Consider the following 22,709-nt stretch of genomic DNA (forward strand, 5'->3'; position numbering starts at 1 on the left):
TGCCATGATAGAAGTTTTGATTAAGCATTTTCTTTTATCTTCTCCAATTCATCAATATATTTTTTAAATTCAATAGTCGCACCAGACAGTCTCGATTCCTCCGCTGCAAAGGCAATCAAATGACTTTGAGAAGAAACTCTGGCAGATGTTAATGTCCCCTTATCCTTCGTGCGGACCCGATTGATAAAATCCTGCATGATACTCGTATCAGCACCCATGTGACCGCCGTCCACGGTTGGAGGATTGATCACTTCCTTCTTCCCGGCAAAATGCTTGATGATTAATTCATTATCTGCGTCATGCCCTGTGATTTCCCCTTTTGTCCCCATGATTTTGAAGTTACGATACGTTTCCTTCGTAAAGGCCGTCATCGTGAACGAAACCGTCACATCCCCTTCAAACAATAAATTGACGACTTGATGGTCCACCACATCATTGTCACACCGGTAAACGCAGCGACCGTATGGACCTTCCTGGATCGCCTTCAATCGGCTTTCGATACTTGGATTCGCCGACACAACATTCGCCGGCCACACATCCCGGTCATGAAGGTACCACTTTGTAGCGGAATACGGACATTCTTTCTCCACCTTACAGCCATCCAGACAGCGGTGGGTAGATCCCTCAGGAGCGTTCTCCTCTTTAAAATAGGTGAGACTTCCATAGGACGAAACGCTCTTACATTCCGTTCCGATCAACCAGGCGAGCATATCCATATCATGACAGCTCTTCTGAAGAATCATCGGACTTGATTGCTTCGAATTACGCCAATTTCCACGGACAAAGCTGTGAGCCTGATGGAAATAACCGACATTCTCATTCCATTGAACCGAGACAATATCCCCGATCACCTTTTGATCAATCACTTCTTTAAGAGACTGATAGAACGGAGCATATCTCATCACGTGGCATACACTGAGGAGCGTGTCATGCTTCTCGGCCGCTTCTGCGATGGCCAACGTTTCCATGGGGCTCGGTGACATCGGTTTCTCCAGTAGAATGCTATATCCCTTTTCAATGGCACGCATGACAGGTTTATAATGATCCCGGTCAGGGCTGCATATAAGCAGGGCATCACATACCCTTTCTTGATCCAACAGGTCCGGCCAGTCTTCAAATCTCATATTCTCAGGGATTCCATGTGCTTCCGCGAATTTCTCCCGCTTTTCTTTATCCGGTTCTGCTACCGCGATAAACTCGATTTCATGAGGATACTGGAGGGCATAAGATCCATATGCATAAAATCCCCTGCTTCCAGCCCCGATTAGTGCTGCTTTCATTGTCATTCCTCCCATAGTTGCCTATCAACTTATTTTCCACCGGTGATCGCAATTCCTTCTATAAATTGCTTCTGTAATATGATAAATAGAATCAACATCGGTAACACAGCCAAGAATGAGCCTGCCATTAAGATCGGATAGTTGGTGCCATACTGCCCCTGTAAAGAGGATAATCCCACTGCCAGTGTCATGGCTTCCGGTGAACTATTCACGATCATCGGCCACATCAGTTCATTCCACGACCATAGGATCGTGAAGATCCCCAAGGCTATCAAGCCAGGCTTGGCGAGTGGCAGCATAATGCGCCAATAGATTTGAAAATGGTTACATCCGTCAAGTCGGGCCGCCTCTTCAAGCTCCTTCGGTAATCCCATGAAAAATTGTCTTAAGAGAAACGTTCCAAAGGCACTAAACACCCCTGGCACCACAACGGCTTGCAGCGTATTGAGCCATCCCAGCTTCACCATGATCATGTATTGAGGAAGCAGGAATACCTGACCAGGGACCATCAATACGGACAAAGCCAGCACGAACAGAAGATTTCTTCCTGGAAACACGATCCGCGCGAAGGCATAGGCAGCCAGTGAGCAGAGAAATAACTGCCCCGCCGTCCGGAGTACCGTGATGATAAATGTGTTCATCATAAATTTAAAGAATGGCAGCAGAGTGAATACCTCTTGATAATTCTTCCACTGAAAGTCTTCCGGTATCATCACCGGCGGAACCTGAATGGACTCTGCATAGGTTTTCAGTGACGTCAGAATCATCCAGACAAAGGGAAACAACATGACAATCGAGCCCATGATCAGGATGAAATGGATGAGAAACGTTTTACTCCTTACAATCTGAATCGATTTCTGCATAGGTCATTCCCTCCTCAATCATAATGGACCCACTTCTTTTGCAGGGCCATCTGGATCACCGTGATGATGAGAATCACCACTAGTAATAACACCGCAATGGCTGCTGCATATCCTTTATCATTTAAAACAAAGGCATGCTGATAGAACAAATACACAATGGATTGAGTATTCTCAAGCGCCGTACTGCTTTTACTGATCATCATAAAGATCAGGTCGAAGAATTGAAAGGCTCCGATCAACGACATGATCGACACGAAGAAAATGACCGGTGATAGAAGCGGCAGGGTGATTTTAAAGAACATCGTAACGGGACCTGCCCCATCCATTTCGGCTGCTTCGTAATACGTTTTCGGGATCCCCTGCAGGCCCGATAAGAAAATGACCATGTTGTACCCGATCCCGCTCCAAATCGCCACGGCAATAATCGAATACAGCGCGATATTTGGATTCGTCAACCATTGTGGCCCTTCTATCCCGATAAAGGACAACAGGTAATTCAATAAGCCGAAATCCGAATTGTATAACCATTTCCACACCATGGCGATCGCTGCCGGCATGGTAATGACGGGCAGGAAATACAACGTTCGATAGATCGTCGTCCCTTTAATCTTTTGATTGAGCAAAACGGCGGCAAGAATCGAAAGGAAAATACCAAACGGAACTGTAAATAGGATATAGATCCCTGTATTCTTGAATGATTGCAGAAGATTCACATCCGAAAGCATCCTTGTATAATTCTTCAGCCCGATCCACTCGTATGTCCCAAATGCCCCCCACTCGGTAAAGCTGAAGTAAAAGGTCTGAAGCATCGGCCATAAATAAAAAACAAAGAGACCCATCATCGTTGGTGCGATCATGATGTATGCCCATAAATAGTCAGAACGTTTCTTCGTTCTTGCATAAGAAAGCACGTGAAGTTTTCGTTTTGTTTCAACCTGGAGAGGAAGCGGTTCCATTTCTATTCTCCTCCTTTGTCAGGAAATGAAGAGAAGAAACACTCTTCCCTTCTTCCCTTTCCTACTCTTCCAATTCTTTATTTGCTTTATCCGCAAGCTCCTTTACTACCTTCTCCACACTTTCTTCACCGGCCCAGGCCTTCTTGAGGATATCCGTTTCATGCTGCCAGATGGCCCCTGTGTTCTTCACACTTGGAAGTGGATTGGAATATTCAGCTCCGTCGATATACGCTTGAAGGTTCAACTCCGGAACAGAATTCAACCAGGCCTCCTGCGTTCCGTTAAAGGCAGGAATGACTGTACCTGTTTCGGCAAACACTTCCGCTGCCTCTTTCGAACCAAGGAATTTCACAAACTCCCACGCAGCTTCTTTATGCTTGGTATTGGCTGCGATGACATTGGACAATCCATGAATCGAAACAGCCCTCTGCTTCCCTTTTGGCAGAACCGCTACGTCCAAATCTGGATTCTTCTTATATTCCGGGACCATCCAGGGACCATCGAACATCATGGCGATTTTTCCGGATGAGAACAAATCTGATGCTGCCGTTTCATTCATCTGGGCTTGAGTCGGAGACATTCCCTCTTCTATGAAACTAATATTGTATTTCAATGCCTCGATCGCTTCAGGCTGATCAAACCCTACCGATTTTCCATCCTCTGAAATCACGTGTCCACCGTTTTGCCAAATCAAGTCGTAGTAACCACCTTGATTCCCCATCACGGCAGCAAAGCCCCATACCCCTTTATCCTTGTTCGTCAGTTTCTTCGCCGCTTCCTTTAACATATCCCAATCCCACGTGTCATCAGGATAAGGGACACCAGCCTCGTCGAAAATTTTCTTATTATACCATAGTCCCGTCGTATCATAATCCTTAGGTATTCCATATACCTCATCATTTACCGTATACAGATCAATAAGCGACTCCGGATAATTATCCAGGCTGTAATCATCTTTCTCGGCAAGGTCGCTCAGTGGCAGAAGCACCTTCCCTTCCGCATATTGAACAATATGAGGACCATTCATCCATAACACATCAGGCAATGCCCCTCCGGTTGCGGCAGTTTCAAGCTTCTGAAAATACTGCCCGTATGGGATCAGTTCCGTCTTCACCTTAATGTCCGGATGTTCTTCATTAAACTGTTTAATGATCTCTTCAATCGCGGGTACTTGCTTCTTATCCCAGAACCCATAACTGATCTCGACCTTTCCATCCTTTGATTCCCCTGAAGAGCTGTCACTGCACCCTGCCAGCACCCCAAACACCCCAAGCACTAACGACAATAAAACCATAAGACCCTTTCTCACCATGTTTCCCCCTCTTTCTTCAAGTGATATTCGTATACAGCTATTTGCCTTACTGATTGTCATGATGTTATTACCAGTTAAAGTATAAGGCGTTGTATGACCTGGTAAGAACCCGAGGATGCTCCGTCTGTAATGATGTCATTACCAGTTAAATAAAGTATATCACCTTCATTCCAGAAGATGAACGTTTTTATTTAAATTTTCTAAAAATTATATCGACAGGATTCTACAAAGCTCCTTTTTCATTAATATCCCAATTTCACCAACAATATTTTCATCAAGTAACGACGAAAGACGGTTCAAAGAGTTTCATTGGTCCCCTTTCTATGATTCAATCATCTAGAAGCTGTTTTCACTTAACCTATTGAAAACATAACCCGTATGTGCGTGAAAGAATAAAAGACCCTATCATTCTACTATTCACAGCCTCGCTTACTTATCTATTGAATCATTGCACCGTGAAGGAGGTCAGAAATTGCTCAGTACAATCATACATTCCGTTGGAAACTTTCTTTTCATTTATCCTTTGTTCATGAGCCTCGTTTGGATCATTTCGGGTCTACTCTTCTATATCAGACGTGAAAGAAAACCGATGGACATACAAGACAATTTGGAGGAGCTTCCTTTCGTCTCGATTCTTTTGCCTTGTTACAATGAAGAAGCTCACATTGAGAAGACGGTTAAGGAATTAAATTACATCAACTATAAACATTACGAAATAATCGTGATCAACGATGGCAGCACTGATGGAACACAAGACGTGTTATCTGTGTTGACCCGCTCGATTGATCGGCTAAAAGTAATCAACATTTTAGAAAACAAAGGAAAAGCTAATGCCTTATATTATGGAACCATCGCCTCGAAAGGTGAAATTGTAGTGACGATGGATAGTGATGCCATGTTGGATAAAAATGCGTTACTCTATATGATCCCTCATTTCACAACTCCCAGAAATAGTGAACGTGTAGGGGCAGTAACCGGAAATCCTCGTGTTCGTAACAGGCATTCCTTATTGGGGAAAATCCAGGTGGTGGAGTACTCTTCCATTATTGGCTTAATTAAACGATCTCAAAGGATTTTAGGCAAGATGATGACCGTTTCAGGAGTTTTCGTTGCCTTTCGGAAAAAAGCCCTTCTTGACGTAGGCTTTTGGGACAAGGATTTAATCACGGATGATATCGGCATCACCTGGAAACTCCAGGGACGGTTCTGGGATGTACGGTACGAACCAAGAGCATTGTGCTGGATGCTGGTCCCGGAAACGCTAAAAGGGTTATTCATTCAGAGGATAAGATGGGCGCAAGGTGGAATGGAAGTGCTCATCAGGCATCGATCCATCTTTAAGGATTTCAGACAAAGAAGATTATATCCCGTTTATATCGAACAGACTCTCAGCATCCTATGGTCAATATCTTGGATGTTCTATCTCATTTATCTAGTATTCTTTGGATTTTCTCCTTCTATGCTGTTCTACGGTGCCTATATTGCTTTCATCTCATTAATTCAATTAATGGTCGCTTTATTCATTGATAGACAATACGAAGAGAAACTCCTCCAATACGTATGGTGGGCAGGATGGTATCCAATGGTTTACTGGATGGTCAGTATATTCGCACTGGTTCCAGCCATCCCGAAAGCCTTTAGAATTCTCACATCAAATAAAACGGAATATGCCATTTGGGAAAGTCCGGATAGAGGGAAAGAGACATGATAATCGAAAGAAAACAGAAGAATAAACGAGTGATTACCCATGTCATCAGTGGATTGATATGGTTAATCATCCTACTATTAATCGGAGTCCTTTTCACTCCCGCCTTTGACTTTATCACATCATTCAATCATATTGCCTTTTTGCAATTTGTACTCCCATTGACTGTCATGTTTATCATTTTCATCGCGATCCTATCATACGGATGGAGCTTCTATAATAAAAAACGTTTTGGCAAGCTAAACAGGCGTAGAATGCCTGATGAAGTAACACTGGAAGACCTCGAAGAAGCAATCCCCGAAAGGAATGGAACCCTTACGGAACTTCAATCCCAGAAATGGACGAATATTGGATGAATTGGGGCGGGGGACAGGACCTTCATCTGTTAAAATAAGAGAATGGATTGGTACGTGGAGGTGAGGAGATGGACTATTCCGTTATTGGAAAGAAGATAAAAGAGTTGAGGAAAGTGGTAGGGTTGACGCAAGGGGATTTGGCTGAAGACATTTGCACCCAGGCTCTCATCAGCCGGATGGAGAAGGGAGATATCTACCCTAGTGCAACAGCGTTATATCAAATTTCCTTAAAGCTTGGAGTGGATGTAAACTACTTCTTTGAAATCGGGACCACTCCTCGCATCGATTATTTTCGAGAGGTAGAAAGACAATTGAGGGGTTTTGGATTGAAACGAAGATTTACTGAAATGATGGAAATGGTCAGGACAGAATTAAAAAATCCATTTTTCAATAAAGATAACGATAAGCTTCAACTCCTTTACTGGCATAAAGCCATCTATCTATTTGAAATCGAGAAAGATGCAGAGTCTGCTTTCTCCTTATTGGAACAAGCATATCAGCTGACAGCCCATAAAAAAAAAGCTGCTACAGAAAGAGAGATGGAAATCCTGATGACCATCGGGACGTGGGAAACCCTATTACACCATCATAAAGAGTCCCTCCGCTATTATCAAAAAGTAGAAGCGATCATGAGTCATACACAACAACTCACGGATAAATCGATAAAGACCCGATTATTTTATAATATCGCCCGGGTCCTGACACAGCTGGGTCGCTATGAAGAGTCCGTTGAGTATTGCCTGAAGGCGATCAAGTGGTGCCTGGATGAAGAGCATCTTTGGGGGCTCGGGGAGCTGCATTATCATGTGGGCTACAATTACGAAATGGACGGGGACTATGAGAAGGCACTGCCCTATGTCGAGAAGGCGATCCAAATGTTCCAATTGAGAAAAGATGACACCCATAGCGCATTCCTGGAGCGGAGAAAACAAGAAATTGTGAGTAAACTCAAAGGCGGGAATTGAAAGGGAAACAGCCATCTTGGCAGCTTTCCCCTTTCCCCATAAAAACCCCCACAAGTGGTTTCGCGATGATTAACATGCATTCTTATTCATCCAACCACCCATTAAACATTCGTTTACCTTCTTAAATCCTATAATGTCATTGTTCAAATCATTTAATCAAACGTTTGTTTAATAACACTCTCTCAATAAGCGGAGGTTCCTCCCATCCACATACGTCAACACAAACCCATTCTCCCTCAGCCCGAATCAATCCTTGCTTCCCCAGTCGCTTAAGGGACTGCTTACTCCAAATGTACCCTTCTTCTTTCTGTTGTAGGGTCATTCATATCGAGCTCTTGATGCTCAACGTTCTTTTTCGTAAGGGGTCACTTCAATTTCCGTAACCTCCCAACGAAGACCTTTTTTCTTTAAATAGAAGTCAGCATGGCCTTCATAAATGGCTTCTATTCCGGTGTTCTTATTGTTTTGAATGATTTCAAACGTTACTTTGACAATGTCTGGCCTACCAGGGTAATCACTAATTATGAAGTGCGGATTCTCCAAATTTTGCTCTTGAGGATACTCAAAAAAGGGATAGAGTTTCTTTTGCTCTATTTTAGAGATTCCTTCGACTTTCCTGTCTCCCTGGATATCTTCCACTATATTCATTACTACTTTTTTGGGCGTTTGATTTACTGCATGATAAACAAAATAGAGAATGGTTCCTCCAATTAGAATGATAGTTAGAACCAGAAAAGACCTTTTGTTCAACGCCAATAGTGACAATCCTTTCTTGAGAGGAAATAATAAGGGTCAGGTTCCATGGCCCAACAAACAGGGTTCACCCTTCGCCTCATGTGATTTTGGATTATTTTTACAATGTTTCTAGTATACTATGGATTTGGGATAAATCATAATCTTACTAGCAAACAGAGTTTAGTTCCTCAAACCGATTCTCAGAACTTGCTTATGCGAACGTACTCGCGGCCCTCATACAATTTATCGGGATCACAAGGAGAGCTTGCTGTTTCTTATACCTAAGATTGAGGAGATTTCGGAGCGATTGCAGATGGGATGAAATAAACAAAGGCAGAGATAAAAAGGAAGCACAGGATATCCCTGTGCTTCCTTTATCACTTATTGAATTTGTATCAAATTCGTATCTAATTCCTTCACAACATTTTCGGTAATCGCACCCGGTCCACCCCATACCATGTAATGAGAATAATTCATCAAGAGGGATTTGGTAGGACCTGGTATAGAATTATCGCTGACCAATAAGATTGGCGAGTTATTTTTGGCTGCCAGAATAGATCCTGCAAGGGCATCAGGGAAGTTCTTTCCTGTCGCAACATATCCCGTGTTTTTCCCCAGTGCCAGGTTTTCAACAATCAATTTAGCTGTTTCATAGCGATTTATTCCACCGTAGCGAACCGGGCTTGGGAGTTGATTTTCTATGGACTCACTGACCGCGCCTGCCGCACCTACAATGATGGTATTCGCCTTCCCTGCAAGTGCTTTTTTCGTCGCATCCGGTAACGAAGCTTTTTCGGTCAATAGAATCGGGATGCTATTCTTTGAAGAGTATGGTGCTACAGCCAGGGCGTCAGGGAAGTTTTTACCATTTGCGACCACAGCTTTTGTGGAGGGTATTTCTTTCGCCACATACGCAGCTGTCTCGTAACGGTTATCCCCACCAATTCGTTTCACAGAAATATCCATGTACTCCAATTCTTCCACAACATGATTGGAAACGGCTCCCTCACCACCGAGGATGATCACGTTCTTCGCTTTGAGTCGTTGAACCTCCCTCCAGGTGGCAATCGGAAGTTTTTCCTTATCCGTCAAAAGAATCGGGGCATTGTGATAATAAGCCAGAGGTCCACCTGCAAGGGCATCTGGGAAGTCATTCCCTGAGACCAACACAACCGTGTCAGAGGTTTTGAAGCCCTGCTTTGAAATCTCCACTGCTGTGTCGTAGCGCTTCGCTCCCTGTATCCTGTCTGTTAACTCCTGTACTTTAAACGCATAGGGCATATTCGGGGTACCCCAATTGTTTTCCAATCTTACATAGTACGTACCAGCAGGAAGCTCCAGCCGTTCTACATCAGGACCATACTCGGCAAAATGGACGTCTGTATCCAGGTTGACATATTCCTTCCCGTTCTCATCCACAAGAAGGGCATTCCATGATCCTTCATTATCCCTCTCTATACTGAAAGCAATTCTCTCGGTACGATCTAAGGTAAATGTAAAATAATCTTTGTCATCATATGTTTGTATGTGACCTTTGTAGGTTTTGTTCAATTGCATGGAAGATGCTGCTTCCATTTTGTCATTGAATTCTTTTTCATAATAATCGTTTTGGGTTTGTTGGACCATGAACGTATATGGGACCCCCGGGGATTTGTGATAGTCAGTGCTCACCTTGATAAAATATTCTCCCGCAGGCAAGCCGATATTCACCTCTTCAGCACCCGTGACCCCTGAATGAAATCTAGTACTGAAATGTGTATAAGGGTCACCATTTTCATCGGTGATTTCCACACCCCACGTAGCGCCTTCCACTCGATTAAATTGAATAACCGTATTTCCAGTCTTATCGAGGGTAAAACGGTAAAAGTCTACATCTTCAGTTGTTTCCAGTGTTCCTTCATACTCCTGGTCAAGATTGATTGGTTCCGCATTCTCCAAAGTATCTCCCTGTACAGAAGCAGCTTTCACCGTTCCCCCTGTACATACAGATAATAACAACATCGTAATCAAACCTAGACTGCTTAGAATTTTCCCCACATTTTGCCTCCTTAGTATTTGGGTTATTTTTACAACAAGTCTATTATACTATGTATTTGGGTTATTATTACATTTTATTTACAAACATAACTTTTGACCCTTCTTCGGGAAGGTGCCAGGGGCAGGACCCACACGAAAAATCTATTATTTACAAGGGCTCGTGGCTCCAGAACCAAATTAAAAACGAGGGGGATGAGTCCCACTCGTTTCTACTTGAAATGTTTTAGAGCACAGGCTCCATAAAGACTCTTCGATTACTGAGAAAGAAAAAGTAATCCATTTTATTTGACTACCTAAAGAAAATTCGACAAGTAGGATCAATTATATATAAAGAGGATTAATAAATCGAATACAGGATCAATTATCTTAAAACAGGTTTGAAAATAGTCCAATCAGGATTAATTCTTCAGCAGAGCCACCCTCACCATCATTTCCGGCAGCTATATGTACCCATAGAACGCTCAAAATCCCACCTCAGCTATAAAATCCGCAAACTTACCCTTAGTTTTCCCACAAAAAAGACAGAATAGGATCCTTTAAGCATCCATTCAATCTCAATCCAACTCGAGTTGTTTCCTGTTCCAACTAAAAATGGGAGGAAGTGCCTGTCCTCCCTTCCCATCCAAAAAATCTAGCTCTTCCGATATTTATCCTCTATGATTTTGTAATTTTCATGGTTAATCTTATCCCACTCAGTCTTTTTATAATTAATCCCTTTGAGTATCTGGTTGGTCCATTCAAGATCAAACTCCCTGAAATATACTGATTTAGCCCATGCCTTCATGGCCTCATGCTCAGGATGCTTCTCATTACGATAAGCTTCAAGAAATTCATAGAACCCATGTATTCCACCAACATCTTCAGGTGGTGCTGTTTCCGCCCCATCAAGAAGGGTTGGATAGCCGAAATAGTAATCGTCGACCATTTGCTCAAGCTTTATTGTGAACTGCCAACCATCACCAAAATCATAGGAATACCTGATTTCCTTATGCTTCTCCAGATAATCATCGATCTTTAAACCAGTGGGTTTGCGGACTTCTACCTTTAATCTTTCCTGATCATTTTTCTCAAATTCCAGCATTTCATGTGGTATCAACTTCAGCCGTTCTTCATACATGGCCTTGTTCTTCTTATAATGCTGATGCTCCATGTAAACTTCTTCATTATCGGTGACAATTCTACGATCCTCCGGCAGGTCGAATTCAAAGAGGCGATAACCTTCATGGGGATAACCACTCCGAAAATTCGTCACGTTCTGGATTATGTCATGAAGCCTTCTATATGTCGCTCCTGCTGGCAATATCACCCTTCTCCATATGAGCGGATTGGACTCTTCTAATTCGATTTTGACAATGTAGGATTTCAATTTGAATTCACTCCTTTTAATTTTTGATTGAGAGAGGACAAGGGACAGTTTCCTTGTGTCATAACATTCTGGAAGCTTTTCACGGAAGTTGTGCACTGCTAAGCCGACATTTCATACCCAACTGCACGGGAAAAGGAATAACTATGCCCCCATTCCCATAGATTTAGAGTAAACGAAGGGAGCTGGTCTCATGCTTGAATGGAGTGCTGTCATTGCAGCCGTCGCGTTCACCATTCTCGTCATCTATTTAATTATGACATTAAGAAAAGTAATGACAACACTTTCTGAAACGGAAAAGACGCTGTCTGACGCCAGGAAAGCCGTGAACGGGGTAACAGAAGAAGCAGAAGAATTGATTCACACGGCTAATCAGATTTCGGATGATGTAAAAGGAAAAATGAAAGCCGTCGACCCTTTACTTGAGTCCGTACATGATGTGGGTGATATGCTACAAAATGTGACCAGCTCGGTTAAAAGGACCGCTTTGCAAAAGAGGAGTCCCAAAACGATTCATACGCAGGACAGTAATTCGGTGCAGATCAAATTGAAGTAAGTCATAAGAGGCCTGGGCAGAGGGCCTCTTTCTTGTAGTTTTTTCCCATCGACTGTTTAGAAAAACGGTAGAACTGTCTCGACATACGAAACAACGTTATGACGAATATACTTTCTAAATAAATTGAGAACAATTCGAGGGGAACTGCCATAAACACATAAATAGAAGTGAAACCTGGAATCGACTTATTTGAGCAGGTTACCGCCCCGTTGGATTTATTCAGGATGTTCCCGGGAACTTTAGCAACACAACAGACTTCCGATAATACAAATTCAATGAAGACTCAATGTATTTTTATCATTGCAGGCTCTAAGTTCTAGACGATGGTTCGAATGATGCTCCCCTTTCCATAATTTTGTGAAAAATAGAGTGATAACCGACCATATGTTACTATATTAGAGAACTAATTAAGGAGAAAATCTAAATGATTATAAAGTACGATGAGTATGAACTGTTAGAACTATTTGAAAGTGAGCCAACACCAATATTTGAGGAAGAACAAGGGATATTCCAATATAAAAAAGAAGATGAAGCAGGTATACAGTTGATTTTCATAATGTCTATTTATGAGAGGCGATGTAGATTCAGTCTAAATATAAAAAAATTGGAGTCAAGATTAGTTGAATTCGAATTAAATAACTTGGTTGAATTAGCTAAATCTGAGGAAAGATTGCTTCTATATACTAAGGAATCCAGAGATCCCTTTATAATTAATTTTAATCCTATATTTTCTTTTAGTAGAATAAATATCGGCTAATTTTACATCAAAAGATATTTAAAAGACAAGTCCCTAATTTTAAGAGGACTTGCTCTTTTCATAAAGAAGTGCAACTGAAAAATGAACACTTTTATACAATTTTCTTCCGTGAGAACCTTCCCAGTTTCACCTTCAACTCAATCCCCATATCTAGCCCGTAGAAACCATAAAATATGAAAATAGGTGATAACAGGAATGACAACCGTAAAATACCCTTCAAAATCATTATTTAATAGGTAAAAGGAGAGAATGAAAGAGGCAATTGAGTAACCGATTAAAAGGGTTACATACTCTTTAAGACGATGTGCATGAGGTGAAAACTTTAGAACAAGAAAGTCAATAAGGTAAGTAACGGGTATGCCGACGATAATATAAACCGGTATTTCATATAAAGCTATAACCACTACCGTTGCCCAAATGGGAGGATTATAATTATAACCTTGAAGTTTAACTGGTTCAGTCAACAAGTAATCAGCTCCCACAGTTAGTAGAGCAGATATGGGAGCTGAAAGAAAAATGGCCAAAAATATTAATGTGAGTTTCTTCATATTTATTTGTACCTCTTTCAACCATAGAATAGCTAGTACTGGTACTAATATATCACAATTGAATTTTTTCTCGTTTCTTTCTATGAAGATAAACCCGGCTATTGTAACTCCTGATGATCCACAATATCCTCATTCCCCCATTAGATAAAAGAATCCGTTCAGAAGGACACCATAGAACCATTTTTTTCATTCATGATGGCTTCACATCACAACCCCACCCCCACCCCCACGCTCCCGATACGCTTCAAGCTCCGCCATCAACTTTGCCTTCTCCGCTTCTAACTCCTCATCATTTCCCTGTACTGCCTCTCTCTCGTCCGTGAACCACTCCGGCAGCTTTTCCGGTCGGATCGGCCTTCTCCCGGTACTATGCAATTTTCTCTTATGTACTTTCTCGAACATGAACTGTATCTCTTTCGCCCTTGCATCCTTCACATCCCGCACGCTCATCTGCTCCCACTTCACCAGAATCGCGTCCACATAGTTCCAGTACTGCTTCCCTTGCTCAACCGCCCGCTTCATCGCTTCGACGACGAGGCTCTCGGAAAGACTTTCACACCAGGTTTTGATTTTCTCTTGAACATCCTATAAAAAATATTTTTTAGAAATTTTCGATGATTAGAACAGCGTATTCTTTATTCTTCAATCATTTCCGATATGAAACAACGTCATGACGAATATAATGTAGAAACAAATTGACAAAATTCAGGGGGAACAGCCATGAACACTTATATTGAAGTGGAACCAGGAATCGAATTATTCGTGCAGGATAACGGCAGTGGGGAGCCCATTGTATTTATTCCCGGCTTTACATTTACCACTGAAGTCTTCACCGAGCAGGTCAAGCACTTTTCAAAAACCCACCGTACGATTGTGATAGATCCCAGAAGCCATGGCCGGTCTACCATGACGCTTCACGGGAATGACTATGTCACGCATGGGACGGATCTCGATAAGGTATTGAAGCATTTAAAGGTTGAGAATCCAACCCTTGTCGGCTGGTCATTCGGATGCTTAACGGTTTGGGAATATATTCGTCAATTCGGTACGGATGGAATCAAATCCCTCATCCTCATTGATATGCCGCCAAAATCCTTATCCGTTCACCAAGACCAGGATTGGGTGGAAGGCCCGCTTGATGACATGGCCGCGGCCTACACGAACTACCTTTGCAATCCAAAAGGACAACGGGATTTCATTGCTGCTTATGCCAAGGGAGTCATGGTTCAACGGGAGCTGAAGGAAGAGGAATTGACGTGGATTGTCGAGCAATCGCTTAAGACACCTTACTATATTGCTGCTAATTTGTTTTCTTCGGGGCTATTTTCTGATTATCGTGTGGAGGCGACAGAGAGCAGTGAAGCCGTACCGACTTTGTTTGTTGTAGCTGAGCATTGGGCAGAAACGGCGACCTCAAGTTTGAGGAAGTTGGCGCCTAAAGCGTCGGTTGAGGTATTGGGTGGCCATCTTATGTTTTGGGAGTATAGTGGGAAGTTTAATGGGAGTGTTGAGGGATTTTTGGAAAGGAATTAATATTACAGCACTTTCTCTAAACATCATCCATATGTGAACGCTAAACTAAAACAACACAAAAGACTGCCTTTTTGCTAAGAAGACAGTCTTTTCTTTGAGGATCTTTTAGATTAACAGATTGTGTTCTTTTATAATCACGGCTTAATACTGCGGTCGTAAGATTTGACGAAACTTGATTAAAAATGAGATGGAACCTCTCCTTGTACTCAGGTTCAATGTTATTCAGTGAAATCACAATTTTGAGTTCCAAATACTTCCTGATAGCGTAAAAAGAAGCATGAGAATCTTCACGGAAAGCTTTCCTTTTAACAATTGCTCTTAATTAAAGTTTATTAATAAACAAAAAAAACTAAATTTCCATAGGTTTTGCACAACATTGTCCACAGACATTAGGAAAGTTTTACCTTATAATCATAATATATTTAATTAGGGGGTTCTATAATGAGCTTTGAACGATCTGCTTTTCAAGATAATGTACTACAATACTTAATTAACAACAATTATTATTTTTTTAGGGCACCTCTATATCCAGTTAAGTGAAATATACCATTTACATCCAAATTCCACACACCTTTATGTTTATTGCAAAAAGAAGCACGAGATCTGTCCCCGCGCTTCCCTTATCACCTAAGTTGACTTATCATTTCTTTCAGAGATACTTAACTTAGTTTCTTATACTTCTCATATAAATCTAATAATTCTTTTCCAAGTTCACTATTAAAATCCCACGAGTCAGCAATAGCTCTTGGATATGATGGGATATGGCTTTTACTTTCAATCATTAGTTCGATATCTTTATAGAAATTTTCAAGTTGACTTATCGTCCCATCTTTACCTTGACCTAATTTGTGAGCTTTAATTTCACACTCAAGGTTCAATTTTACTTTTTCAGCTTTCTTTATAAAGTTTACGGTTTTATTAAGCTGTCTAGGTTCGTTATATACCATTGTTCTACGCCTCCAATATATTGATTTCCTATTTGAAACTGCGGACCTGCTTTTCCTTTAATTATTATTGTGTCTGGTTCAACTTGCCATTGTTGAATACCTGTCATTCTGTTCCAATCTGGAGGAAGTGCTAAGTTACTTCTATTAACTTGTGGTGAAAATGTTTCAAACAAATATCTTCCTTTTGCATAAGCATTAATATTATCATAAAACCTTAACCCATAAGTACTTGAACCTGCAACATCAAGCCTAATTGTACCGATTTCAAATGATTCTAATGTAGTCTTTCTGAATTGACGTGGTACCCCTTGTGACTTTAAATATTCAGATGCTTGTTTTACGCCAATGTATGGATCACTAAGGTTATCCGTACCCTTAGTACCAACCCTATCACCAGTACCTATCTCTCTCTCCTTAACCGTCCTCTCCACAGAAAACCTACTCCACCCAGGCTCTCCACCAATCAACATACCATTATCAGCAACCATCATAGGCCACTTATAAAGATCATCAATCCCCAAACGGATCTGATTCCATCTATGAGTCAACGAAACTTTCGGAACTGTTTTAGGTCCTGGAGTTGATATATTCGTGCCACCTTTGACTTTTAACCCCGGTTTCGCCCCGCCGACAATAAGTGCTGCCAAGCCAAAGCTGTCCAACCAGTGTTCTTTAGAGTAAGAGTCATCTGGGTTTACTGCTCCATTGAAAAGATCCACTCCACCCATCGTCAGGTAGTTGATAAAGTCAGAGCCTGATTCGGTTGCTTCTTCAGCGCGTTCATTCAGACCACTCGCGAAGCCCTTGCCTAAACCCAGTCCGCCAGCCGTAATATAGTTTCCAAAATCATAGACGGAGTCAAATTTGTCTTCATTTCTCTTCTCCATCCCGGTCCAGAGGTCCTGTCCGATTTCTTTGAAACTGTTGAGGGATTCGGTGAGGGGATTTTCGTTGACATTTTCTTCCGGGATCGGTTTGGGCTCTCTCGCCTGTTCTTGTGATTCTTTGAATTTCAAATAAGAGTCGGTCTGGGCTGTGATGTCGTCTGTCAGCTGATAGGCATCACTGGAGTAATAGGCTGTCGCGTTGAAATAGAGCGGTGATATATGATTTCCTTGCCTGGATGATTCCATTAATTCCCTCATCAGCCCTGAGAGTATCTGTTCGCTGACCTCTAAATGTTGATATTCCCTTTTTAATTCTTCATCAAATCGATTAACGGAGTCAAGTGTATCCTCTCGCTGCCTCTTTGCCTCTTCCATATGGGTATCGAATCGATCCCGTGAAAAGACATTCAGCGGTTGGATGTCGCTTATGCGATTGAGGATTCTTTGGAGTTCCTGCTGCTGTGCAGCGATCATTTCACCTGAACGTCTTTCGGTTTGATGAAGATCTTCCTCGAGGAATGGGAGTTCCACCGTTTCCCTGCCAAGGTTTCGCCCTTCTGCGTCACCTTGAATGCCATTGAAAAAAGCGATGTTACTTTCAGCGAGTTGAATCCAAACCTCAACGACATCGATTTGAGCACCGTAGAAACCTTTAATGGCATCGGCACCCTTTCCCTGGAATTCATCGTCAAGTTCCACAATAGCTTGAAAAGAGCTTTTAAGTGTAAGAAGTTGGTCTCTTAATGTCTCGTATTCATGTCGACGTGATAACATTGCGTCGAGTAAAGTGGGGGCTTCATATACTTTCAATGGTCGCGTCTGCCTTTCTATCAGGATCTTGTTATGGTTTCATCCTGTTGTTTTAAAGCTTCTACATTTGCCTTGGTATCTTCAATATTCTTTTCCACTGTGGCGATATATTCCTTTAATAACAGTTGAATGTTCTGTTCACGCTGAATCCATGCATCTGTATAATTCAGCTTGTTCCGTCCCAACTGCTCCTGTGCGGGTGCCTTCAGCTGAAGCCGTTCCAGTGAGTTGATCGCTTCATTCAGTTTCGCCATGACCGCAGTATGGTTGAGCTTTATTTGCTGCGTTGATCCGCCTCCAGATCCCGGGCTCACATTCATCTAAAATAACCTCCCTTTCAAGTCACTAATTTTATGGGAGACCTGCTCATAAAAATCTTCACCTTTGGAAAATAAGTATTCTGCGTCATTGGCCAGATTGCCGTAGAAGCTAATAACCCCTTGCTGCGCTTCCAAGGAATGCATCTTTGATTCTATAGAACTGACGTATTCGTCATAGTTTTCATGTCCGATTTGCCGCATCGCCTGAAGGGCAGAATCCCGTTCCGCATGATAATCTTCGGACCTCGGACCCATCCAATTAGTATGTAATTCCGGCTGTTGGATTTGCTTCATTTCATTTAGAAGTTGACTTTGCTCATTCAGAATGGCGCTTTTTGCTTCCCTCAACCGTGAAATCTTTTCCTGAATATCGCTTGATCGGGAATGGATCACATTCTGAATGTAATTCAAGTCATTGTAGAGTCCCATATCGGCATCTCCCTTACAGATTATTCCACTAATGATATAGTACCACCCATTTCTTCACCAATCTATTCAGAAATGAGATTATTACAAAAAAAGGAATTTTATCATCGTTCTTTTATACCACAATTGGAAATAAACAAAACCTCTTACAGCAAGATACACGACTTTAGACCTAAACAAGGAAGAAATGAGGTATGGAACGTTAAGGGTAAGAGCTTCGATGTGGTGTACACATTGAAGTTTATCTTGGAATGGAAGAATCGAAACTAGAGAATGGAAGAAAACGTTTATGAAGAGTTGAGCTTTGTCGGAAATAAGTGTCACTAGCAGTCATTAAAATGGCAGTGGTGGGGAAAAAGTTGAGTGGGATTCGTCCCCGGGTTACACATATAATACCCATATACTCCTCCACCAGTTAGCAGAAGAGTTAGAACCGGAATCAATAGCATGGCAGTTTGTGTCGCCTTTGATGAAGTCTTCTTTTCCCTTTTGTTGGCTTCTTTAATATCTTTATCAGATACTTCTTTAAGAGCTTTCCCGCTACTGCTACAAAGCTTTTCTCCGCAATGATGACAAAACATATTGTTTACCCCTTTAAGTTCTTGTAGCCTTTTTTTCACATTCAATACCCTTGAAAATAATTATCTTTCCACTATATTAGGTATAAAGAATCATATTGACCCATGCTATTTTACTATAAATAATAGAATAAATTAGAAAAAACCTCCAAGAAGCATGGGGACGGTTCTGGAGCTTTCAAAAGTCAAAGAATCACGAGAACCGTCCCCATGCTTCCAGCTTTACATACTAAATTTCCCAGTGATTTTCTAGATTTAAAGTTATATTATGGTATTTTAGGAAGTGGACTATATTGTTAAATATTAAATGAGGTGACTGGCTTGAACCCTTTAAAATCATTACTAAAGAAAGATAAAAGCACCACTTTACACGGTACTATCGATTTTAATAATGGCTATCTTAATGAGGTCTTTATGGCTAATATAGATGCTACATTCCTTTTAGATATCGAAGGGAATTTTATTGCAGTAAATAAATCCGGAGAGAAATTATTAGGGGTGACAGAGGAGGAAGTACTGCATAAATCTTTCATTCCATATATTGATGAAACCTATCTAGAAGAAATGATGAAGAAATTCAATAAAACAATAAAAGGGAAACATCAAGTAACTACCATTTCAATATTAAATAAGAAATCACAAAGCTTCAAACTATATGTAACCGCCTCCCCATGTATTGTAGAAAAGAAAGTTTGCGGTATTTTAGTCATTGCTAAAGACATTACGAATGAAGAAAAACTGAAACAATCTATTAAATTCAAAAAGGAATTATTTAATCGATATCCTGATGGGATCTTCACATTGTCACCCAATAGAGAGATTGTGGAGGTAAATGAGTCATTCATTCATTTAACGGGATATCAAAAAAATGACCTTCATTTCCATTATGACCTTATCCCTCAAGTACACTTAGAGGATTTCAACTTAAAGCTTGATGCTGCTTTTTCAGGGGACTTAATTCAATTCAATACGATAATATATAACATAGGTGGAAATCAAATTAGAGCCTTTGTTACCTTTATACCAAATGTACTCGAAGGAAAAGTCGAGACTTTAACCGTCATTCTTAAAGATATAACGTTATTTGAGAAATACGAAAATAGCATCCAAAACGTTCAAAGAAGTCTCAATGAAGCCCAGGAAATAGCGAATATTGGGAGTTGGGAATACAATTTATTGGAAGACGAAGGATTCTGGTCTAAACAATTATTTCGTATTTTTGGAATGGATGAAGAAACTTCAAGTGCCCCTTCTTTCGAAGAATATCTGAAGTTGTTGCATCCAGAAGATGTAGAAGAATGTGTTGGTGCGATGACCAATACGATCGAGAACGGGAAGAACTTTTCCCATTTCTCAAGAATCTTTCGAATGGACGGGGAACAACGTGTCGTACAAATTACAGGCAAACCGGTTTTTGGTAGAAATAAGAAGGTAGAGAGAATTATAGGAACTTTTTACGACGTCACAAATCTCTTTGAGGTTAAAGAAAAACTGGCAGATAAAGAAAAACAAATAGAAACGATCTATAACAACCTGGAAGAGGTTATTTGGTCCATTGATGTTGAGTCTAAAAAAGTTCTATTTTGTTCAAAAGGTTTTGAAGAAATATATGGTTATTCCCTGGAATTTGTATTAAGTAATAAAGGTTTGTGGGAGTCACTTCTTTATCCTGAAGATCGTAACAAAGTCATTAAAGCCATTCAAGGTTTATTTGTGGGAAAGAAAGCATTTATTAAACATCGGTTTGTCCATAGCTCCGGTGAAGTGCGTTGGGCTGACACAAAGTGTTTCCCTGTTTTAAATGACGAGGGAAAGTTGATAAGAATTGATGGAATCATGTGGGATATTACAGAAGAAAAGGATTCTGAATTTAAAATTCAACATTTAGCCTACCATGATTACTTAACAGACTTACCTAACAGAAGACTGTTTGATTTGAAGGTTCAAGAGTTGTTAAATCAGAAGGATTCTCATTCGACATTCGCCATTTTACTATTGGACCTGGACCGATTCAAACATATAAACGACATGTTGGGCCATGACATAGGTGACGAATTATTAATTGCTGTGTCGAAAAGATTAAAAGAATGCATATCTGATCAACATGTTGTTGCTAGAATGGGCGGGGACGAGTTTGCTATCATTTTATATGATGTACATGTGGAAGAAGCCATTCGACTTTCAGATCTCATCACTACAAGAGTTAGAAACGTGTACAATATTGGAGAATTTGAACTTCATGTCACCACTAGTATCGGGATCAGTATGTATCCTTTTGAGGAAAACGGTGAAGTGAACACCAAGTCCATATTAAAAAATGCTGATACGGCATTATATAATGCAAAACATCTGGGCAGAGATACATTTAAAATCTATACTCCTTCAATGAATATTAATTCCTATAAGGTGTATCACCTTGAAAAGGATATGAGGCAAGCCCTTACGAATAATGAGTTTTTTATCGAATACCAGGCAAAGGTAGCAGCTGGTACGGGAGAAGTCATTGGAGCTGAGGCGTTGATCAGATGGCAACATCCTGAGTGGGGAAATGTGTCTCCAGGAGAATTCATTCCAATCGCTGAGGAAAGTGAACTCATTTGTGAGATCGGTGAATGGCTCATACATAAAGTATGCATTCAGATTCATGAATGGAAAGCAATAGGGATAAAGCCTGTTCCTATCTCTATTAATATTTCTCCCAAACAATTATTAAAGAAAAATCTTATCGAAGTCATCGAATTTTCATTACAAGCTTATCAAATTGAACCAGATCTAATTGAATTCGAAATGACAGAAACATCTCTCATTCAATCATCAGACATAGTATTTTCAACGATCGATCATATAAGAGAAAAAGGAATCAAAATATCCCTTGATGATTTTGGAGTTGGATACTCTTCCATAACCCATTTGAAGAAGTTTGATTTAAATACGCTCAAAATAGATAAATCCTTTATTGATCATATTATGGAAGATTCAGAGGATCAAATTATCATTTCAAGTTTAATTCAAATGGCACACGGATTAGGACTCACCATTGTAGCAGAAGGTGTGGAAACACTTGAACAATTAAATTTCTTGAAACAAAAGGAATGCGATTTCATTCAGGGGTATTTATTTAGTAAACCTGTGTCTCCTAATAAATTTGTAACTTTGCTGAAAAAGAGGGTAATAGCACCAAGTCCATCGACGAAACAGAGTATGATGAAGAATAGAAGAAAGTTTTTCAGAGTGAATTTCACTCATCCACTAGAAGCGGATATGACGATATCAGAATTTAACGGCAAGAAAGTGAACCTCGGAAACACAGAAATCTTAATTGAAGATATGGGGCTTGGAGGAATAAGGTTTTTATCACAGATTCATTTACCTGTTAGAAATGATGTAGTAATCAATATTGAAACTGATGTACTGGGTCAACCCCTTCTCTTCCAGGGTCATGTTGTCTGGAAAAATGAATATACAAGCAATGTGTATCAATATGGATTGCAATTTACTATATCAGAGAAAGAGACTTTCAAACTATCCAAAGTCATGAATCAGCTACAATTAGAACTTAAGGATAAAAGCTTAGTTTCAGAAGGCAGGTTCTTATCTGTTAGTGCTAAGGAGTATTTCAGTTAGAGTGGGAACGGTTCCCACTCTACCCCATACCTTTCCGAAACCCCAAGAATCCTTGCAGCCAGCTGCTGGGGCACCACTTCAATAAAGGTAATACAAAAGGCAGCTTCTCTATGAAAAAGATGGGATTTTGATGGATTTACCTCATAACAAT

21 protein-coding genes are annotated in these 22,709 nt (G+C 40.8%); 7 read left to right on the forward strand and 14 right to left on the reverse strand.

All coding sequences use genetic code 11. From position 1 onward, the window contains the following. Nucleotides 1-20: 20 nt before the first annotated feature. The 4 genes from ACQKFO_RS14575 to ACQKFO_RS14590 form a co-directional block, all read right to left on the reverse strand. Nucleotides 21-1,280, reverse strand: coding sequence for a Gfo/Idh/MocA family protein (locus ACQKFO_RS14575; protein WP_427599576.1), 1,260 nt, complete (start codon nucleotides 1,278-1,280; stop codon nucleotides 21-23). 29 nt (nucleotides 1,281-1,309) lie between these two features. Then, complete coding sequence (locus tag ACQKFO_RS14580; RefSeq protein ID WP_427599577.1) at nucleotides 1,310-2,143, reverse strand: carbohydrate ABC transporter permease; 834 nt, start codon at nucleotides 2,141-2,143, stop codon at nucleotides 1,310-1,312. Nucleotides 2,144-2,157: 14 nt separating this feature from the next. Beyond that, the gene (locus tag ACQKFO_RS14585; RefSeq protein WP_427599579.1) at nucleotides 2,158-3,099 is read right to left on the reverse strand and encodes a carbohydrate ABC transporter permease; all 942 of its coding nucleotides are present in this window, start codon (nucleotides 3,097-3,099) and stop codon (nucleotides 2,158-2,160) included. Between the two features lie 61 nt (nucleotides 3,100-3,160). Further along, on the reverse strand, nucleotides 3,161-4,408 hold the full coding sequence (locus tag ACQKFO_RS14590) for an ABC transporter substrate-binding protein (RefSeq protein WP_427599995.1): 1,248 nt from the start codon (nucleotides 4,406-4,408) through the stop codon (nucleotides 3,161-3,163). Between the two features lie 475 nt (nucleotides 4,409-4,883). On the opposite strand from ACQKFO_RS14590, the gene pgaC reads away from it, so the two are divergent. The 3 genes from pgaC to ACQKFO_RS14605 all read left to right on the forward strand — a co-directional run bounded on the left by pgaC (nucleotide 4,884) and on the right by ACQKFO_RS14605 (nucleotide 7,437). Continuing rightward, complete coding sequence (gene pgaC, locus ACQKFO_RS14595; protein WP_427599581.1) at nucleotides 4,884-6,119, forward strand: poly-beta-1,6-N-acetyl-D-glucosamine synthase; 1,236 nt, start codon at nucleotides 4,884-4,886, stop codon at nucleotides 6,117-6,119. Beyond that, the gene (locus ACQKFO_RS14600) at nucleotides 6,116-6,472 is read left to right on the forward strand and encodes a hypothetical protein (protein WP_427599583.1); all 357 of its coding nucleotides are present in this window, start codon (nucleotides 6,116-6,118) and stop codon (nucleotides 6,470-6,472) included. Before pgaC ends, ACQKFO_RS14600 begins: the two co-directional genes overlap by 4 nt. Before the next feature lie 68 nt (nucleotides 6,473-6,540). After that, complete coding sequence (locus tag ACQKFO_RS14605; protein ID WP_427599584.1) at nucleotides 6,541-7,437, forward strand: tetratricopeptide repeat protein; 897 nt, start codon at nucleotides 6,541-6,543, stop codon at nucleotides 7,435-7,437. Nucleotides 7,438-7,779: 342 nt separating this feature from the next. On the opposite strand, the gene ACQKFO_RS14610 is transcribed toward ACQKFO_RS14605, so the two are convergent. The 3 genes from ACQKFO_RS14610 to ACQKFO_RS14620 all read right to left on the reverse strand — a co-directional run bounded on the left by ACQKFO_RS14610 (nucleotide 7,780) and on the right by ACQKFO_RS14620 (nucleotide 11,575). After that, on the reverse strand, nucleotides 7,780-8,193 hold the full coding sequence (locus tag ACQKFO_RS14610; RefSeq protein ID WP_427599585.1) for a hypothetical protein: 414 nt from the start codon (nucleotides 8,191-8,193) through the stop codon (nucleotides 7,780-7,782). A 360-nt stretch (nucleotides 8,194-8,553) separates the two neighbouring features. Next, entirely contained in the window at nucleotides 8,554-10,209 is a 1,656-nt protein-coding gene (locus ACQKFO_RS14615; RefSeq protein WP_427599586.1) for a cell wall-binding repeat-containing protein, read from the reverse strand. A 631-nt stretch (nucleotides 10,210-10,840) separates the two neighbouring features. Next, the gene (locus ACQKFO_RS14620) at nucleotides 10,841-11,575 is read right to left on the reverse strand and encodes a plasmid pRiA4b ORF-3 family protein (protein WP_427599587.1); all 735 of its coding nucleotides are present in this window, start codon (nucleotides 11,573-11,575) and stop codon (nucleotides 10,841-10,843) included. A 190-nt stretch (nucleotides 11,576-11,765) separates the two neighbouring features. On the opposite strand from ACQKFO_RS14620, the gene ACQKFO_RS14625 reads away from it, so the two are divergent. Beyond that, nucleotides 11,766-12,128: a DUF948 domain-containing protein gene (locus ACQKFO_RS14625; protein ID WP_427599588.1), complete on the forward strand. Its 363-nt coding sequence runs from the start codon at nucleotides 11,766-11,768 to the stop codon at nucleotides 12,126-12,128. Between the two features lie 424 nt (nucleotides 12,129-12,552). Then, a complete protein-coding gene (locus ACQKFO_RS14630; protein ID WP_427599590.1) occupies nucleotides 12,553-12,885 on the forward strand; it encodes a hypothetical protein in 333 nt (110 codons plus the stop codon). Between the two features lie 137 nt (nucleotides 12,886-13,022). On the opposite strand, the gene ACQKFO_RS14635 is transcribed toward ACQKFO_RS14630, so the two are convergent. Next, nucleotides 13,023-13,433: a hypothetical protein gene (locus tag ACQKFO_RS14635; RefSeq protein ID WP_427599591.1), complete on the reverse strand. Its 411-nt coding sequence runs from the start codon at nucleotides 13,431-13,433 to the stop codon at nucleotides 13,023-13,025. A 201-nt stretch (nucleotides 13,434-13,634) separates the two neighbouring features. Next, nucleotides 13,635-14,003 (reverse strand): DnaD domain protein, encoded by a 369-nt coding sequence (locus tag ACQKFO_RS14640; protein ID WP_427599996.1) that lies wholly within the window; start codon nucleotides 14,001-14,003, stop codon nucleotides 13,635-13,637. Nucleotides 14,004-14,153: 150 nt separating this feature from the next. Here ACQKFO_RS14640 and ACQKFO_RS14645 point away from each other — a divergent pair, with 150 nt between their 5' ends. Then, complete coding sequence (locus tag ACQKFO_RS14645; protein WP_427599593.1) at nucleotides 14,154-14,966, forward strand: alpha/beta fold hydrolase; 813 nt, start codon at nucleotides 14,154-14,156, stop codon at nucleotides 14,964-14,966. A gap of 659 nt (nucleotides 14,967-15,625) precedes the next feature. On the opposite strand, the gene ACQKFO_RS14650 is transcribed toward ACQKFO_RS14645, so the two are convergent. The 5 genes from ACQKFO_RS14650 to ACQKFO_RS14670 form a co-directional block, all read right to left on the reverse strand. After that, complete coding sequence (locus ACQKFO_RS14650) at nucleotides 15,626-15,913, reverse strand: hypothetical protein (RefSeq protein WP_427599594.1); 288 nt, start codon at nucleotides 15,911-15,913, stop codon at nucleotides 15,626-15,628. After that, complete coding sequence (locus ACQKFO_RS14655) at nucleotides 15,874-17,610, reverse strand: ribonuclease YeeF family protein (RefSeq protein WP_427599595.1); 1,737 nt, start codon at nucleotides 17,608-17,610, stop codon at nucleotides 15,874-15,876. The genes ACQKFO_RS14650 and ACQKFO_RS14655 overlap by 40 nt, the downstream gene beginning before the upstream one ends. 20 nt (nucleotides 17,611-17,630) lie before the next feature. After that, nucleotides 17,631-17,930 carry a DUF5344 family protein gene (locus ACQKFO_RS14660; protein ID WP_427599597.1) on the reverse strand — a complete coding sequence of 100 codons (300 nt, stop codon included), beginning with the start codon at nucleotides 17,928-17,930 and terminating at the stop codon, nucleotides 17,631-17,633. After that, complete coding sequence (locus ACQKFO_RS14665; protein ID WP_427599599.1) at nucleotides 17,931-18,359, reverse strand: YwqH-like family protein; 429 nt, start codon at nucleotides 18,357-18,359, stop codon at nucleotides 17,931-17,933. It lies immediately after the preceding gene. Nucleotides 18,360-18,679: 320 nt separating this feature from the next. Further along, nucleotides 18,680-18,937, reverse strand: a complete 258-nt coding sequence (locus tag ACQKFO_RS14670; RefSeq protein WP_427599601.1) for a hypothetical protein — start codon at nucleotides 18,935-18,937, stop codon at nucleotides 18,680-18,682. Nucleotides 18,938-19,255: 318 nt separating this feature from the next. Between ACQKFO_RS14670 and ACQKFO_RS14675 the strand changes: the two genes are divergently transcribed. Further along, nucleotides 19,256-22,558: an EAL domain-containing protein gene (locus ACQKFO_RS14675; protein ID WP_427599603.1), complete on the forward strand. Its 3,303-nt coding sequence runs from the start codon at nucleotides 19,256-19,258 to the stop codon at nucleotides 22,556-22,558. Nucleotides 22,559-22,709 lie beyond the last annotated feature (151 nt).

This window comes from Rossellomorea sp. NPDC071047, from assembly GCF_050270195.1.
GTDB lineage: Bacteria > Bacillota > Bacilli > Bacillales > Bacillaceae_B > Rossellomorea.